Here is a 15,338-nt window from a genome sequence, read left to right on the forward strand (position 1 = left end):
GCCCTCTTTTTGTTTTGCCTTTATAAATAGAATGGGATAGTATAGGTGAACACTTGTTGGATACGTATACTATCTTGGGACTTTTTGACCATGTATAGGACGAAAGCACTGCTTTCTTCTATTTCTTTGGTGAACCCTTATCCGTTTACGAAAACACAGGCAGTGACCTGTGTTTTTTATTTTGCGTAATCGAAATGGAGGAATAAATATATGGAAGAATTATTACAAAGAGCAATATTAGTTGGAGTAAATTTAGGTAAGGAAGCTGATTTTGCATATTCGATGGAAGAGTTAGCAAATCTTACGGAAGCTTGTGATGTGGAAGTAATCGGTCAAGTGACGCAAAATTTACAACGAGTAAATCCGTCGCATTATATTGGAAAAGGGAAGATTGAAGAAGTAGCAGCGTATGTGAAAGAAGCAGATGCAAATATGGTCATCTTTAATGACGAATTATCTCCTTCACAAATTCGAAATTTAGAAGAGGATTTAGATTGTAAAGTAATTGATCGTACCATTTTAATTTTAGATATCTTTGCGCAACGTGCGAAAACGAAAGAAGCGCAGTTGCAAGTAGAAGTGGCCCATCTTCAGTACATGATGCCTCGTTTAATCGGTCTTCGTGAATCTTTAGGAAGACAAAGCGGGGGAGTTGGCACGAAAAATAAAGGTGTCGGTGAGAAGAAGTTGGAATTAGATCGTCGTAAAATTGAAGAACAAATTGCAGCTCTAAATAAAGAATTAGAGGCACTTGTTGCACAGCGTCAAACGCAGCGTAAACAACGTAAGAAAAATGAAATGCCAGTTGTATCATTAGTAGGATATACGAATGCAGGTAAATCAACGATAATGAATACAATGCTTGAAATTTTTAATGGTACTGTAGAAAAACAAGTATTTGAAAAAGATATGTTATTTGCGACGTTAGAGACATCTGTACGAAATATTGATTTGCCGGATAATAAATCATTTTTATTAACGGATACTGTTGGATTTGTAAGTAAATTACCGCATCATCTTGTGAAAGCCTTCCGTTCAACGCTAGAGGAAGTGGCAGAAGCGGATTTACTCATTCACGTTGTAGATTACTCAAATCCCAATTATGAGCAATTAATTGATATTACAAATGAAACGTTAAAGAAAATTGGCGTGGAAAATATCCCGACGATATATGCATATAACAAATCAGATTTGGTAGATGTTGAAATTCCGAAAGTGCAAGAAGATCGCGTTTATCTATCTGCGAAGAAACATGTTGGAATTAAAGAGCTTGTAGAAGTAGTTCGTTCACACATTTATAAAGAGTATACGAAGTGTGAAATGTTAATTCCGTATGATCAAGGGCAGGTAGTTTCGTATTTCAACAATCATGCACACGTTTTATCTACGAGTTATGAAAACGAAGGTACGAAAATGGCACTAGAATGTAAGACAAGTGATTATGAGAAATATAAGCGTTTTTCTATTTAATAAAAAAAGGCGACCCTAATATGTTTTAGGATCGTCTTTTTCTTCATAATTGCAAGCCTTCCTTTCGTCCTGCCTTAGTATAAAAGAAAATACAAAGAGTTCATATGAATAAATCCGACAAAGCAGATAGAAAAAATATATTTTTTAGAAGTTGAATTTCTGGAAAAAGAAATGAAACCAGTATAGAATAGAAATGTTTCAAAACTCAGAATTTATTCTGATTAAAGTCTAAATTTATTACAATAACTGTAATAAATATACATTTTGTACAGGAAGGAGAAATACACATATGCAGGCAGTTTCACAAAAAAATACAGTAGAAACACCGACAATATATCGAATATTATTTGCGATTAGTTTCGGACATTTTTTGAATGATTCGATGCAAGCAGTTGTGCCAGCGTTGTTTCCTATTTTGGAAAAAACGATGAATTTATCCTATATGCAAGTAGGGTGGATTGCGTTTGCGTTAAATATGACGTCATCGATTATGCAGCCGGTTTTTGGGATGTATTCAGATAAGAAGCCGTCACCATTTTTATTACCGCTCGGTATGTTTTCGAGTATGCTTGGGATGATTGGACTCGCATTTGCACCGAACTTTATAGTTGTTATTATTTCTGTTTTATTTATTGGATTAGGTTCCGCGGTCTTTCATCCGGAGGGCGCTCGTGTTGCTTATATGGCAGCCGGTGCAAAACGAGGTTTAGCACAAGCGATTTATCAAGTGGGGGGAAATACAGGGAATTCTCTAGCACCTATTTTTACAGCATTAATTTTCGTTCCGCTCGGTCAAATTGGTTCTTTAGGTTTTACAGCCTTTGCAGCAGTTGGAATTGTATTACTAATTTTCGTATCAAATTGGTATAAAAATGAATTAGCCACTGGTGCTGTAAGAAGGAAAAAGAGGGCTGCACTTGAGGCTGAAAATGCGATTGTAAGTACGCACATTAAATTTGTTATTATACTTCTTGTTTTTCTAACATTCGTACGTTCTTGGTACGGTGCTGGTATCGGGAATTTCTATCAATTTTATTTAATAGAGCATTACGGTTTATCTATAAAAAATGCACAGTATTTCGTCTTCGCTTTTATGATTGCTGGTGTATTAGGTACTTTCTTTGGTGGTCCGCTAGCGGATCGATTCGGTAAGAAAAAGATTATTGTCTTTTCGATGCTCGGTTCAGCGCCGCTTGCACTATTGTTACCTCACGTTTCTCTTATGTGGGTTGTACCGTTATTTTTATGCATTGGATTTATTAGCTCTAGTAGTTTTAGTGTAATCGTTGTATATGCTCAAGAACTTGTTCCAGGGAAAGTTGGAATGGTGTCAGGATTAATTGTCGGTCTTGCGTTTGGTCTTGGAGCATTAGGTGCTGTAGTCCTTGGGAAATTAGCTGATATGTATAGTCTTCAATTTATTATGCTATTATGTAGTGGTTTACCATTAATTGGACTTACTTCATTGTTACTGCCAAATGATAAGAAAACGATAGAATAGGGGATGCGCTATGAAATTATGTGAAAACGTTACAGAATTAATAGGAGATACACCTGTTGTCCGATTATCTAAATTTATTCCAGAGGACGCAGCGGATGTGTATGTAAAACTGGAAATGTTTAATCCGTCACGCAGTGTGAAAGATCGTGCTGCCTATAACTTAATTCATATTGCCGAGGAACACGGTCTCATTAAGCCAGGTGATACAATTATTGAACCGACAAGTGGAAATACAGGAATTGGCTTAGCGATGAATGCAGCTGCTAAAGGATATAAAGCTATTTTAATTATGCCAGATAATATGTCCAAAGAGCGTATTAATTTATTGAAAGCATACGGAGCAGAAGTAGTTTTAACACCAGCAGAACAAAGAATGCCAGGAGCAATTGCGAAGGCGGTAGAGTTACAAAAAGAAATTCCAAATAGTTTTATTCCGCAGCAATTTGAAAACCCAGCAAATCCGAATATTCATCGTTATACGACTGCACTTGAAATTTATGAACAAATGGATGGAGAACTTGATGCATTTGTAGCAACCGCAGGAACAGGCGGAACAATTACAGGGACCGGTGAAACGTTAAAAGAGAAACTACCAAACTTATATATTGCCGTAGTAGAACCGAAAGGATCACCAGTGTTATCTGGTGGTGTTCCAGGCCCTCATAAACTAGTCGGAACAAGCCCAGGGTTTATTCCCAAAAACTTAAATACAGAAGTGTATAACGAAATTATGCAAATTGCAGATGAAGAGGCATTAACTACAATGAGGAACTTGGCAAGACAAGAAGGATTACTAGTAGGGCCATCTTCAGGAGCTTCTGTTTACGCCGCAATAATGATAGCGAAGCGTTTAGGTGCTGGTAAAAAGGTTTTATGTATTGCACCTGATACAGGGGAACGCTATTTAAGTATGGGGCTATTTGAATAAAATTGATGGAAACACCTTAATAGTAAGGATGAAAATCCCCTATTAAGGTGTTTCTTTTAGAAAAATAGATAATGGGTGAGTGGGGAGAATGACAATGAAGCTATTGAAACCAACATACGAATATAGCGAACAAATTATGGAGTATAGGCAGGCATTTTTACATGCAGGAGAAGAACCGCACGGTAGTTGTTCTTTACAAAATTTTGATTCACTAGATGAATGGTTTGAAAAAGTGAGTATACAAGAAGTAGGAGAAAACTTACAAGCAAATCGAGTGCCATCTAGTCAGTTTTTAAGTTTTGAAAAAGGAGAACTTATCGGTTTTGTGAATATTAGACATCGATTAAATCCAGAATTATTGCTGGAAAGCGGTCATATCGGTTATAGTATCCATCCGAATAAACGTCGCCTAGGTTACGCGACAAAACAATTGAAACTTGCATTAAGTGAAGCGCAAAAGTTAGGGTTGAAGAAAGTGCTAATAACTTGTGATAAAGCTAATATTGGTTCGGCTAAAACGATTCAAAAGGTTGGCGGTGTGCTAGAAAATGAAGTAGTTTCTTCTAATTCTGGCGAAATTGTTCAGCGTTATTGGGTAGAAATATGATTTAGTGGAAATTTGAAAAGGTAATATAATGTTTAATATCGAAATAGATAAATGAAAAGTAAGGGGAGTACTGCAGTTTTAGGGGGAAATGCAATGGGATTAAAAGAGAAAGCGATAGAGATGTCGGAGATTTATAGGCAAAACCAGAAAGTCGAAGCTATTATTTTAGCAGGATCTGTAGCGAGAAAGTTAGAAGATGAACATTCAGATATTGAATTACATATTTTATGGTCAGAACCACCAGAGGATGAAGAGCGTCTAGGTCCAATTAATAATATTGGTGGAACGATTTTGTCATATCATCCTTACGAGGACGAAGAATGGTCGGAAACGTATTTGACGAAAGAAGGAATTAAACTAGAGATTAGTAACTTTTTAACATTGACAGTAGAAAAAAATATTTCAGAAGTTATAGAGCAGTATGATATAAATTATGAGAAACAATGTATTGTATCATCGGTTCATGATGGTGTGAGTTTGTATGGAGAAGTAAAAGTACATGCTCTAAAAGATAGAGTTGAAGCATTTCCAGAAGAACTGGCGAAAAGGATGATTTCAGAAAACCTTTGGTTAAGCAATCGTTGGCATAATCGAGAGGCGCTTTTAAAACGAAAAGACTGGCTTATGCTTTATGATGTTATTTGTGAAGTACAAAGGGATTTATTCGGTGTTTTATTCGGTTTGAATAGAATGTACGTGCACCATCCTGCGTTTAAATGGATGCCATATAATGTGGGACGAATGAGTATTAAACCTGAAAATTTATATGAGCGTATGGCGAATACGTTGATAGGGAAACCGGAGTATAGTGTACAGGAGTTAGAAGTGCTAATTGAAGAGGTATTACATTTAGTAGAACAATATGCTCCGGAGTTAAATATCGCGGAACAACAAAAGCGTATTCAATATGCGAAGTAAAAAAACAAGAGATGTAACAATGAGTTACATCTCTTGTTTTTTTATTTAACTAACTTTCCTAGTATAGGTAAACGTTGAATGCGATTACCGAGAATATGCGAAGCAAGTCCACTCGTTAATACGAATAAAAGATAAACAAGTCCTCCTGCTGATGCGCATATAAACACAATGATCAGTGATTCTATATAAGATTGTCCAGGAATAATCCAGCTTATAATTGCTCTTAATACAATTACAACAGCAGACATTGCTGCGGAGTAAATCGTAATTAGAAATACTGTTTTTGCTGTTTCGCCAATTTTAAATTTCGCAAACTTAACGATGCAGTATAACATAATAATATTTGAAACGAGATATCCAAGAATTGTTCCAAGTACAGCACCATGTCCACCGAATAAATGTAAGAGCGGTGTGTTCACCACAATTTTAACGAGAATACCGGCTGAGAATGCAATCATTGTTTTTCTTTGATAATCAATTCCTTGTAATACAGCGGCTGAAACTGTGAAAATTGCACTTAATACAGCAGAAGGCGCAAATGAAATTAAATATTGTGATCCACCAAGTGCAATTTCAGGATTTACATAAACCATGCGGAATGCATCGTAAGCGATACTAGCAAGACCGAATGCGGCTGGGATAGTGAAGAATAACAACACTTGAAATATCTTTGAAATTTGTCCTTGTAATTCATCTAGCTTCCCGCTTGTAAATGATTTCGTTATAGCCGGAATAATTGTTAATGAGAATCCAGTTGCAAGTGAAGCCGGAATCATAATTAACTTTTGGGCATAGTTCGTTATATAAGCGAAAACTGCATTCGCGGTTTCTAAAGGTTCTCCCATTGCTCTAAGGACATCAGCTACGGTATATTGATCTACTAACGTATAGAGCGGGATTGCAATGCCTACAAATACAATTGGAATTGCATAACGTAGTAATTCCATATAAATACTTCTTAACGGAATGTTTGATGATCTCGTTTTCAGCTCACCTTCAGGAGGTTTTAATCCATTATATTTTTTCCAGTACATCATTAAAATAGAGACGCTTGCAAGTGCCCCGATAACAGCACCAAATGTAGCAACTGCAACAGAAGAAGCTACTGAACCTCCTAATAGTTTTGAGACGATAAAACTACCAACTAAAATGAAAACGACACGTGCGATTTGTTCTACGACTTGAGAAACAGCACTTGGTTTCATATGTTGAAAACCTTGGAAATAACCACGTGTAACACTCATAGCTGGTACGATAATAAGCGCGAAGCTTAATGCTCGCATTGTAAGTGTTACGTCTGCGATAAATTGTGGATCTGGTGTTTTCGAGCGAATAATAAATTGTGATATGTACGGTGCTCCAATAAATAAAGTTAAAAATCCTAAAAAGCCCATAAACATCATTAATTTTACGCTCGAGTTATACAATTTTTTACTTGTACTATAATCACCAAGTGCATTATGTTTTGCAACAAATTTTGAGACGGCAATAGGAATACCAGCTGTTGAAAAGCTTAATAAAATACCGTACCAAGAGTATGCGTATCCATATAAAGCGACCCCTTGCGTTCCAACTAATAATTGAAAGGGGAAAAAGTATATAAAACCTAAAATTCGTGAAATCATTGTTGCACCACTTAATAAAGCGGTACCTTTTAAAACTTTTGAAGTAGACAAAATTCTTTCCTCCTACTCGTGCTGTCTTGCATTTATCGTATACTACTATAAACCTGCTAGAGAAGTTAATACAGTATAAACCATAAATGTTCTAATACTATTCATACAAAAGTCATATTTTGAATTTTTAAATAGAATGTAATGCATAAAATTTCAAAATATAAGTTGACACTATTTTTAATGTATGATAAAAATGATAGTAATCAATTCGGAAAATAATATTTGGGCAATGAAAGGGTATAGTAGTGAAAATCTCCCTATTTCAGAGAGCTGATGGTTGGTGTGAATCAGTATATAGATTATTCATGAAGTTCGTCCTGGAGCATCTTTCATAAATCTCACATTATGAGGAAATGAAAGACGGTAGTTTATACCGTTATCAAATAAAGTGGTGAAGATTGTTTCACAACTAGGGTGGTACCGCGATATTTATCGTCCCTACGTATTTACGTAGGGACGTTTTTTATTTAGGTCCTAATTTTGGTGTGGCTTCATAACTAGGGTGGTACCGCGATATTTTATCGTCCCTACGTATTTGCGTAGGGACGTTTTTTATTTAGGTCCTAACTTTGGTGTATCTTCACAACTAGGGTGGTACCGCGATATTTTTGTCGTCCCTACGTATTTACGTAGGGACGTTTTTTATTAGGGAGGAAGTGAACGTATTAGAAAAGAGTATGGATAGAACAATATAAATATCGGATTGTAAAACAGAAAAAGATAAAGATAAAGAGAGGAGATTAACAAATGAATTCACAGCAATGGACATCGAAATTAGGTTTCGTATTAGCTGCAGCAGGTTCAGCGATTGGTCTTGGAGCGATTTGGAAGTTCCCGTATATGGCCGGAATTGGAGGAGGCGGCGCGTTCTTCCTTATTTTCATCGGTTTCACATTATTAATTGGTTTACCGCTATTATTAGCTGAATTCGTTATCGGAAGAAGTACACAAAAAGAGGCCGTTGAGGCGTATAGCGAAATCGCACCAAAAACACTATGGCCTTGGTTAGGTAAATTAGGGATTGTAACTTGTTTCATACTACTTTCTTTCTACAGTGTTGTAGGGGGATGGATTTTACTATATTTATGGAATGCAATTACAGGTAGACTATGGGAAGGAAATGGGGCATACGAAGCTACGTTTGGTGAAATCATTTCCAATCCGTATTTAGCAGTTGGATCACAGCTATTATTCATCCTTATTACTATTTTTATCGTAAGTAAAGGTGTACAAAATGGTGTTGAAAAAGTAAATAAATATTTCATGCCAGCATTATTCGTATTATTCTTTGTACTAATTGTTCGTGCACTTACTTTAGACGGTGCTGGAGAAGGAGTTCGATTCTTCTTACAACCTGATTTCTCAAACGTAACGTCAGAAATCATTTTATATGCAATGGGGCAATCGTTCTTCTCGCTATCTGTTGGTGTAGCCGTTATGGTAACGTATAGCTCATACTTACCGAAAGAAGAAAGTTTACCGCGTTCAGCATTTTCTATCGTAGCTTTAACACTTGTTATTACATTACTTGCAGGGCTAGCGATTTTCCCAGTTGTATTCGCATTTGGAATGGAACCATCTCAAGGGCCGGGGCTATTGTTTATCGTACTGCCAGCTATTTTCAGTAAAATGGCGTTCGGGAAATTATTCTTCATTGTTTTCTTATTACTATTCTTCTTTGCTACTATTACATCAGCAATTTCGATGTTAGAAATTAGTGTTGCGTCTTTAACAACTAAAGGTAAAAGTAAAGGGAAACGTGAAAAAATGGCATTAATTGTTGGCTTGTTAATCTTTGTTGTAGGGGTTCCATCAGCCTTATCATTCGGTTTGTTAAGTGATGTGAAACCATTTGGGAAAACAATTTTTGATTTAGCAGACTATGCGGTTAGTAACATACTAATGCCACTTGGTGTTTTATTAGTTTCCATCTTTGTCCCTTTAAAAATGAAGAAAGATGTATTAATGAAAGAACTTGGTGTAAGTAAAAATAAAGGCTATAAACTGTTCGTATTATGGTTATTCTTACTTCGCTATATTGCACCAATTGCGATTATTATCGTATTCCTAAATGTACTTGGAATTATATAAAAGAAAGGTAGCGTATCGCTCTATGATACGCTACCTTTTTATTTTGCTCTTTTTTGTAATTCGTTTACTGTTACGAATTGATAGCCCTTCTTAGATAAAGAGTCTAAAATACCTTCAATGGTCTGTAAATTTTCATTAGACTCATCATACATAGAGTGTAATAAAATGATAGAACCTGGTTTTACATTTTTACTAACATATTCAATTTTATCAGCTGTAGATGTATAAAAAGTATCAGGTTCAAGGTCCCATGTGATTGTTTCGATATTGTTTTTATTTAAATAATAGGGCAGACCAATTAGCTTTTTACCGTTAGGTGGTCTAAAATCAATTTCGCCTGTAAATCCTGTTTGGCGGATTAATGAATTCGTTTTTTCTATTTCTTCTTTAATAAAAGAAGGTGTTTTAAAAACCATTCTGTTATGAGAGTATGTATGGTTTCCAATTTGGTGTCCAGATTGTACGATATCTTCTCCTAACGATAGGTTTTTCTCTAGTTCACTTCCGATTAAAAAGAAAGTAGCTTTTGCATTGTATGTATCTAGTAGTGGTAATATTTGTTTTACATTGTTCGTAGGGCCATCATCAAAAGTTAAAGCAATCACTTTTTCATTTGTTTCTACTCGGTTTGTTAAACCTCCAAACAATTGAAAACTTCTTGCGTTCATCAATTTGTATGTTCCGAATAATGCTACAGTAATAATGAATAATGTAACGATTGTAATGATAATATTCTTTTTCATAACGCAACCTCACTATACTTTTGGATTGGACTAAAAAGTATTATATCAAACTAAGTAACTTCGTGCTTTAAAAAGGATGTGGATGCAAGGGGAAGAAATTTATCATATAATAAAATGCAAAAGGTATATTAGGAGGTGTTTATATGGCGATTATAATTCAATTGCCAGACACTGCAGCGTCTCATGCAAAGCCAAGTATGGAAATGGCGATACTTTGCGTGGGGTAGACAAGTAATATACAATCGCCTAAATGAGCTCGTATCATTTTTTATATTTGGCTTTGCACCTTATTGAAATGAACCATAAAAAATAAGGGGCGAGCAGAAATGAAATACGTTAAAGCTGCGACGGTTTTACCAGAAAGTTTAATTGCTGAAATTCAAAAGTATATACAAGGTGAAACAATTTACATTCCAAAACAAGAAACAAAACATTGTAAATGGGGTACACAATCCGGAGGAAGAAAACAACTAGATGAAAGAAACAAAGCTATTAAAGAAGCGTTTAAAAGTGGAATTTCCATTCATCAACTTGCGGAGGAGCATTTTCTTTCCGGAGAAACGATTAAAAAGATTGTGTATTCTAAATGAAAATAAAAGAGTCTAGTTCAATTATTAAATTGAACTAGACTCTTTTTGTTTTGTATCTATTGGATATGAATGGGCAAGATAATAGAAAAAATGTGCCGGCTTTTTACTAAATAGAATATAGAGCATTTGAGTGAAAAGCAGAAAGGTGAGCATATATGAATCATCTAGGACAAATAACGATAGAACTATTTTTTGGTTTTTTTGTGCTATTGATTGCTACTAAAATATTAGGGAAGACACAAATTTCTCAGTTAACGCCATTTGATTTTATTTCTGCCATAGTTCTCGGAGAATTAGTAGGAAATACTATATATGATCCGGAAATAAAAGTATGGTCTATTTTATATGCAGTACTTGTATGGGTAGTGTTAATTTATACAATAGAAGTGATAACGCAAAAATTTAGAGGGACGAGAAGTTTTTTTGAAGGCTCTCCATCAATCATTATCCGTAATGGATATATTGACCGGGAACAACTAAGTTCAAATCATTTGGATATTAATCAACTACAACAAAAAGATATATTTTCAATCCGAGAAGTTGAATATATGATTTTGGAACCTAATGGAAACATAAGTGTTCTGAAGAAAAGCAAATATGAATCTCCTACTATAAATGATTTAAGTTTAAAACATAAACCTGTATACTTACCGATTTCATTAATTAGTGATGGAAAAGTAGTGAAAGATAATTTGAGGGAAGCAGGTTTTGATGAAGGATGGCTTTATAAACAAATAAAGAAAAAAGGGATTACTAAATTTGAAGATGTATTATATGCAGAATGGAAAACAGATGATGGTTTCTTTTGTCAGGAAATGCCTAGGTAGAACATAGTCAGAGTATGTAATGTTCATTTCTAAGTTATCTTTTACATATCAAGAAGCTGAATCATTGTATACAATAAGACTAGATCAACAATTTGTATGGAGTGATAAAGATGGAAGCTTTTATTAGAAGTGATCAATACAATTTTATAAAGTCACAAGCTTATATTTTAGCAAATGGACATGCGACGGCAAATGATAGAGGTGTAATTCAAGCGTTAAAATCACTTGCGATTGAAAAGATAATACATGTATTTGAAAATTTAACGGATGAACAGAAAGAGTTAATTGATAAGGTATTAACAGTTCAAAATAGAGAAGATGCAGAATCGTTTTTACTGAAAATAAATCCGTATGTCATTCCGTTTCAGGAAGTTACAGCGCAAACATTAAAAAAATTATTTCCTAAAGCGAAAAAATTAAAACTTCCTGATATGGAAGAACTGGACATGAAAGAATTATCTTATTTAAGCTGGATTGATAAAGGGTCAAGCAGGAAATTTATTATAGCGAAAAATGATAAAAATAAGTTTGTTGGTCTGCAAGGAACGTTCCAAAGTTTAAATAAAAAGAGCATTTGTTCATTATGTCATGGACATGAAGAAGTAGGGATGTTTTTAGTTGAAATTAAAGGTAATATACCAGGAACTTTCGTGAAAAAGGGAAACTATATTTGTAAAGATGGTGTAGCTTGTAATCAGAATATGAAATCGCTTGATAAGTTACAGGATTTTATTGAGAGACTAAAGAAATAAAAATAGAAGACCTCTAGTATTTAAACTGGAGGTTTTTATTTTTTGAAGAAGAAGTAATAGGTTCTTTTGGAGATGTAGATTTATAAAAAAATTAGTTCATTTATAATGAAATTTGATGAAAATATCTATTTGGATACAGTTGCTTATATGCAAGGAGGTAAAACATGAATTACATTTCACCGAAAGAAGAGGTGTTAAAAGTGAAGAGGTGGCCTAAAAATACGATAGCAGCGGGTCGTGGTCATACCGTTGCTCTTAAATCGGATGGCACGGTGGTAGCAGTGGGCCGAAATAAAGAAGGAGAATGCAATGTAAGTGGCTGGCGTGATATTGTATCGGTCGCAGCGGGCAATGTTCATATGGCGACGAACACGGGTAATGCTCATACAATCGGTCTTAAATGTGACAGTACTGCGGTTGCAGTGGGTTGGAATAATCATGACCAATGTGATGTGAATGATTGGCATAATATTGTATCGGTTGCGGCGGGGTGGCGCCGTACCATTGGCCTTAAACCGGATGGCACGGTGATAGCAGTGGGCCGAAATAAAGAAGGAGAATGTAATATAAGTAGCTGGCGTGATATTGTGGCGGTCGCGGTGGGTGACTGGCATACAGTCGGTCTTAAATTGGACGGAACGGTGACGACTGTGGGTAATAATCGATATGGCCAATGCAATGTAAGTAGCTGGCGTGATATTGTGGCGATAGCGGCGGGATATCTTCATACAGTTGGTATTACATCTGACGGTATGGTGACGGCAGTGGGTAATAATAAACGGGGGCAATGTGATGTAAGCGATTGGCGCGATATTGTGGCGATAGCGGCAGGGAGTAATCATACAATTGCTCTGAAATCAGATGGTACTGTGGCGGCAGTAGGTTGGAATGAGTATGGCCAATGTAATGTAAGTGATTGGCGTGATATTGTAGCGATAGCGGCTGGTTGTGCGCATACGGTTGGACTTAAATTAGATGGCACGGTGGTAGCAGTAGGTGATAATACATACGGTCAATGCGATGTAGGTAGTTGGCGCAGTATCCGATTGCCTGGTAAATAGTTTTTAATAACTATTTGTTGATAGATAATTTACAATAAATCACCAGTAATATTATTCTATTTTATGAGTAATTATGGAATAGGATATGTAGATAAGAATCCCTTTTTAAAAGAGGTTCTTATTCTTTTTTCGTAAAATGAGTGTCTAAATGGAATTTTTGAACAAACTTTATTTCAAAGCTACAGTAGAAAGTATAAATTACAAATAAAGCATAGGAGAGCTGAAGAAATGCTTAAAAAGTTTTTGCTTTCTTTACCGGATGTTTTACTTGTATGCATTGTTATCTACATAACATACACAACTACTCTTAGTTTTGTACAGATGTTAGTAATTTCAATTGCAATCGGAATCATCGGTGGTCTTGTTATAAGAATTTGTAAGGATGTATTCACGTATATAAGGTGGACAATTAAACAGAGGAAATGTTGAATAAGTTGTATTGCTATTAGGAGGAGATGAAATGACTAATAAAAAGAATAGAGTAAAAAACGAGATAGTACTTTGGACATTAACAGCGGTTGTTCTTTTAATTGTATGGTACTTTTTTCAAAGATAAAAACGCATCGCACTTTGAAAAAAAGCACGATGCGTTTTTATTATTTTTTTTGCCAATTTTCTTTTATAAAGTCTTCACGGCCAGATTCTTTTTGCTCAGTAGCATATTTCTCTGGATTCTTTTTATAGAAATGTTGATGGTATTCTTCGGCCTCATAAAAAGGTGCAGCCGGGCGAATTTCAGTCACGATTGGATCTTTAAACATACGGCTTTCTGCTAGCGTTTGCTTCGATTTTTCTGCAAGCTCTTTTTGTGTTTCATTATGATAAAAAATTGCTGTGCGGTAAGAGGGACCACGGTCAAAAAATTGTCCGCCATCATCAGTCGGATCGATTTGTGGCCAATATAAATCTAGTAATTTTTGATACGGGAAAATAGAAGGATCGAATGTAATTTGAACGACTTCTAAATGGCCAGATGTTCCAACTTTTACTTGTTCATATGTTGGATTTTCTATATGACCACCTGCATAGCCAGAAAGTACTTTATGAATACCAGGAAGTTCATCAAATGGTTTTACCATGCACCAAAAGCAACCACCTGCGAAGGTTGCGAGTTCGTATGTTTTTTCGGACATTGCTGTAATCCTCCTAAATGTATATGTTTTATATAGTATTATATAAATTGTTTTATTGCGCAATAAAAAAGATTTGAAAATATATGTTTTTTATAAACAAGATCCTCCGCTCACATCAATTAATTGTCCAGTAACCCAGCGGCTGTCTGGAGAGGCAAGAAAAGCAGCGGTATCGGCAATATCTTCTACTTCACCTAAGCGATTGAAGGCGGAAATAGTAGTAGCGTACTGTTTCATCATTGGGTCGCTCAATAGTTCTGCATTCATATCTGTTTTAATAAAGCCTGGAAGTATTGCATTTACTGTTATTCCTCGTGCTCCGAGTTGTTTTGCAAGCGTGAAAGTCATCGTGTTAATTGCACCTTTCGTCATACTATATGCAACGAAATCAGGCAAAGAAATGCGGGTGGCAGCTGATGAAATATTAATAATTCGGCTATTATCACGTAAACGTGGTAGTGCTTGTTGAATGATAAAGAATGGTGCTTTTGCATTTACTGAAACCATTCTATCAAAAAATTGTTCAGTCGTTTCTTCAATAAAAGCACCAGGACCGATTCCAGCGTTGTTTATTAAAATATCAAATTGTGTTCCACCAGTTCTTTTTTGTAGTTCGTTATCTAGAGAAATATACAGGTTATCTACACCGTGTAAAGATTCAAGATTTGCACCGATAGAAAAAGCTGATCCGCCATTTGATTGAATTTCATGAACAGTTTCTTCAGCATCTTTTTTTCGATTTCCATAATGAACAGCAACTAATGCACCGTCGTTTGCTAACCGTTTTGCGATAGCACGTCCAATTCCTCGGCTTGCTCCTGTAACTAATGCTATTTTACCTTTTAACATAGTTTTCTCATCTCCTCATAAATTGTATATGTTTTTAAGTTGTTTTTCTTTATGTAGTAATGCGAACATACTTAAGTAATATATGAGTATGTGTAAGAAGTTCATTCCGATTTTGTTTTGAGAAAAAATAAATATATTTCTGGTAAATAGAATGAATTTTAATGTTTTTCTAAAAACATGTTGACAATGGAA

At 35.3% G+C, this 15,338-nt stretch carries 15 protein-coding genes and 1 other annotated feature; of the genes, 11 read left to right on the forward strand and 4 right to left on the reverse strand.

Annotated elements, in window-relative coordinates:
• Positions 1-210: 210 nt before the first annotated feature.
• From hflX to MR066_RS08215, 5 genes are all read left to right on the forward strand, one after another.
• The gene (gene hflX, locus MR066_RS08195; protein ID WP_061675719.1) at positions 211-1,470 is read left to right on the forward strand and encodes a GTPase HflX; all 1,260 of its coding nucleotides are present in this window, start codon (positions 211-213) and stop codon (positions 1,468-1,470) included.
• 289 nt (positions 1,471-1,759) lie between these two features.
• Positions 1,760-2,971 carry an MFS transporter gene (locus MR066_RS08200; protein WP_002012170.1) on the forward strand — a complete coding sequence of 404 codons (1,212 nt, stop codon included), beginning with the start codon at positions 1,760-1,762 and terminating at the stop codon, positions 2,969-2,971.
• A gap of 10 nt (positions 2,972-2,981) precedes the next feature.
• Positions 2,982-3,899 (forward strand): cysteine synthase A, encoded by a 918-nt coding sequence (gene cysK, locus MR066_RS08205; RefSeq protein WP_002012169.1) that lies wholly within the window; start codon positions 2,982-2,984, stop codon positions 3,897-3,899.
• Between the two features lie 94 nt (positions 3,900-3,993).
• Positions 3,994-4,506 (forward strand): GNAT family N-acetyltransferase, encoded by a 513-nt coding sequence (locus tag MR066_RS08210; RefSeq protein ID WP_002165982.1) that lies wholly within the window; start codon positions 3,994-3,996, stop codon positions 4,504-4,506.
• Between the two features lie 93 nt (positions 4,507-4,599).
• Complete coding sequence (locus MR066_RS08215) at positions 4,600-5,424, forward strand: DUF4037 domain-containing protein (protein ID WP_016103125.1); 825 nt, start codon at positions 4,600-4,602, stop codon at positions 5,422-5,424.
• 41 nt (positions 5,425-5,465) lie between these two features.
• On the opposite strand, the gene MR066_RS08220 is transcribed toward MR066_RS08215, so the two are convergent.
• Positions 5,466-7,100, reverse strand: a complete 1,635-nt coding sequence (locus tag MR066_RS08220; protein WP_242246670.1) for a putative polysaccharide biosynthesis protein — start codon at positions 7,098-7,100, stop codon at positions 5,466-5,468.
• 220 nt (positions 7,101-7,320) lie between these two features.
• Positions 7,321-7,543 (forward strand) — a binding site (T-box leader).
• A gap of 304 nt (positions 7,544-7,847) precedes the next feature.
• Here MR066_RS08220 and MR066_RS08225 point away from each other — a divergent pair.
• Positions 7,848-9,191 carry a sodium-dependent transporter gene (locus MR066_RS08225; protein WP_061675714.1) on the forward strand — a complete coding sequence of 448 codons (1,344 nt, stop codon included), beginning with the start codon at positions 7,848-7,850 and terminating at the stop codon, positions 9,189-9,191.
• A gap of 38 nt (positions 9,192-9,229) precedes the next feature.
• Here MR066_RS08225 and MR066_RS08230 read toward each other — a convergent pair whose 3' ends face one another.
• A complete protein-coding gene (locus MR066_RS08230) occupies positions 9,230-9,934 on the reverse strand; it encodes a polysaccharide deacetylase family protein (protein ID WP_242246672.1) in 705 nt (234 codons plus the stop codon).
• Positions 9,935-10,260: 326 nt separating this feature from the next.
• Between MR066_RS08230 and MR066_RS08235 the strand changes: the two genes are divergently transcribed.
• The 5 genes from MR066_RS08235 (at position 10,261) to MR066_RS08255 (ending at position 13,593) form a co-directional block, all read left to right on the forward strand.
• A complete protein-coding gene (locus MR066_RS08235; RefSeq protein WP_002031213.1) occupies positions 10,261-10,524 on the forward strand; it encodes a CD3324 family protein in 264 nt (87 codons plus the stop codon).
• Between the two features lie 155 nt (positions 10,525-10,679).
• The gene (locus MR066_RS08240; RefSeq protein ID WP_242246674.1) at positions 10,680-11,351 is read left to right on the forward strand and encodes a DUF421 domain-containing protein; all 672 of its coding nucleotides are present in this window, start codon (positions 10,680-10,682) and stop codon (positions 11,349-11,351) included.
• Positions 11,352-11,461: 110 nt separating this feature from the next.
• Complete coding sequence (locus MR066_RS08245) at positions 11,462-12,103, forward strand: FusB/FusC family EF-G-binding protein (protein WP_242246676.1); 642 nt, start codon at positions 11,462-11,464, stop codon at positions 12,101-12,103.
• Positions 12,104-12,267: 164 nt separating this feature from the next.
• Positions 12,268-13,164 carry an RCC1 domain-containing protein gene (locus MR066_RS08250; protein ID WP_001106807.1) on the forward strand — a complete coding sequence of 299 codons (897 nt, stop codon included), beginning with the start codon at positions 12,268-12,270 and terminating at the stop codon, positions 13,162-13,164.
• 228 nt (positions 13,165-13,392) lie between these two features.
• Complete coding sequence (locus MR066_RS08255; protein WP_242246685.1) at positions 13,393-13,593, forward strand: hypothetical protein; 201 nt, start codon at positions 13,393-13,395, stop codon at positions 13,591-13,593.
• Positions 13,594-13,760: 167 nt separating this feature from the next.
• Here the strand turns inward: MR066_RS08255 and msrA are convergent, their stop codons facing one another.
• Positions 13,761-14,297, reverse strand: a complete 537-nt coding sequence (msrA, locus tag MR066_RS08260) for a peptide-methionine (S)-S-oxide reductase MsrA (protein WP_242246689.1) — start codon at positions 14,295-14,297, stop codon at positions 13,761-13,763.
• Between the two features lie 90 nt (positions 14,298-14,387).
• Positions 14,388-15,146 (reverse strand): SDR family oxidoreductase, encoded by a 759-nt coding sequence (locus tag MR066_RS08265; RefSeq protein ID WP_242246690.1) that lies wholly within the window; start codon positions 15,144-15,146, stop codon positions 14,388-14,390.
• Positions 15,147-15,338: the final 192 nt, after the last annotated feature.

Source organism: Bacillus cereus group sp. BfR-BA-01523 (genome assembly GCF_022662615.1).
GTDB classification, from domain to species: Bacteria; Bacillota; Bacilli; order Bacillales; family Bacillaceae_G; genus Bacillus_A; species Bacillus_A mycoides.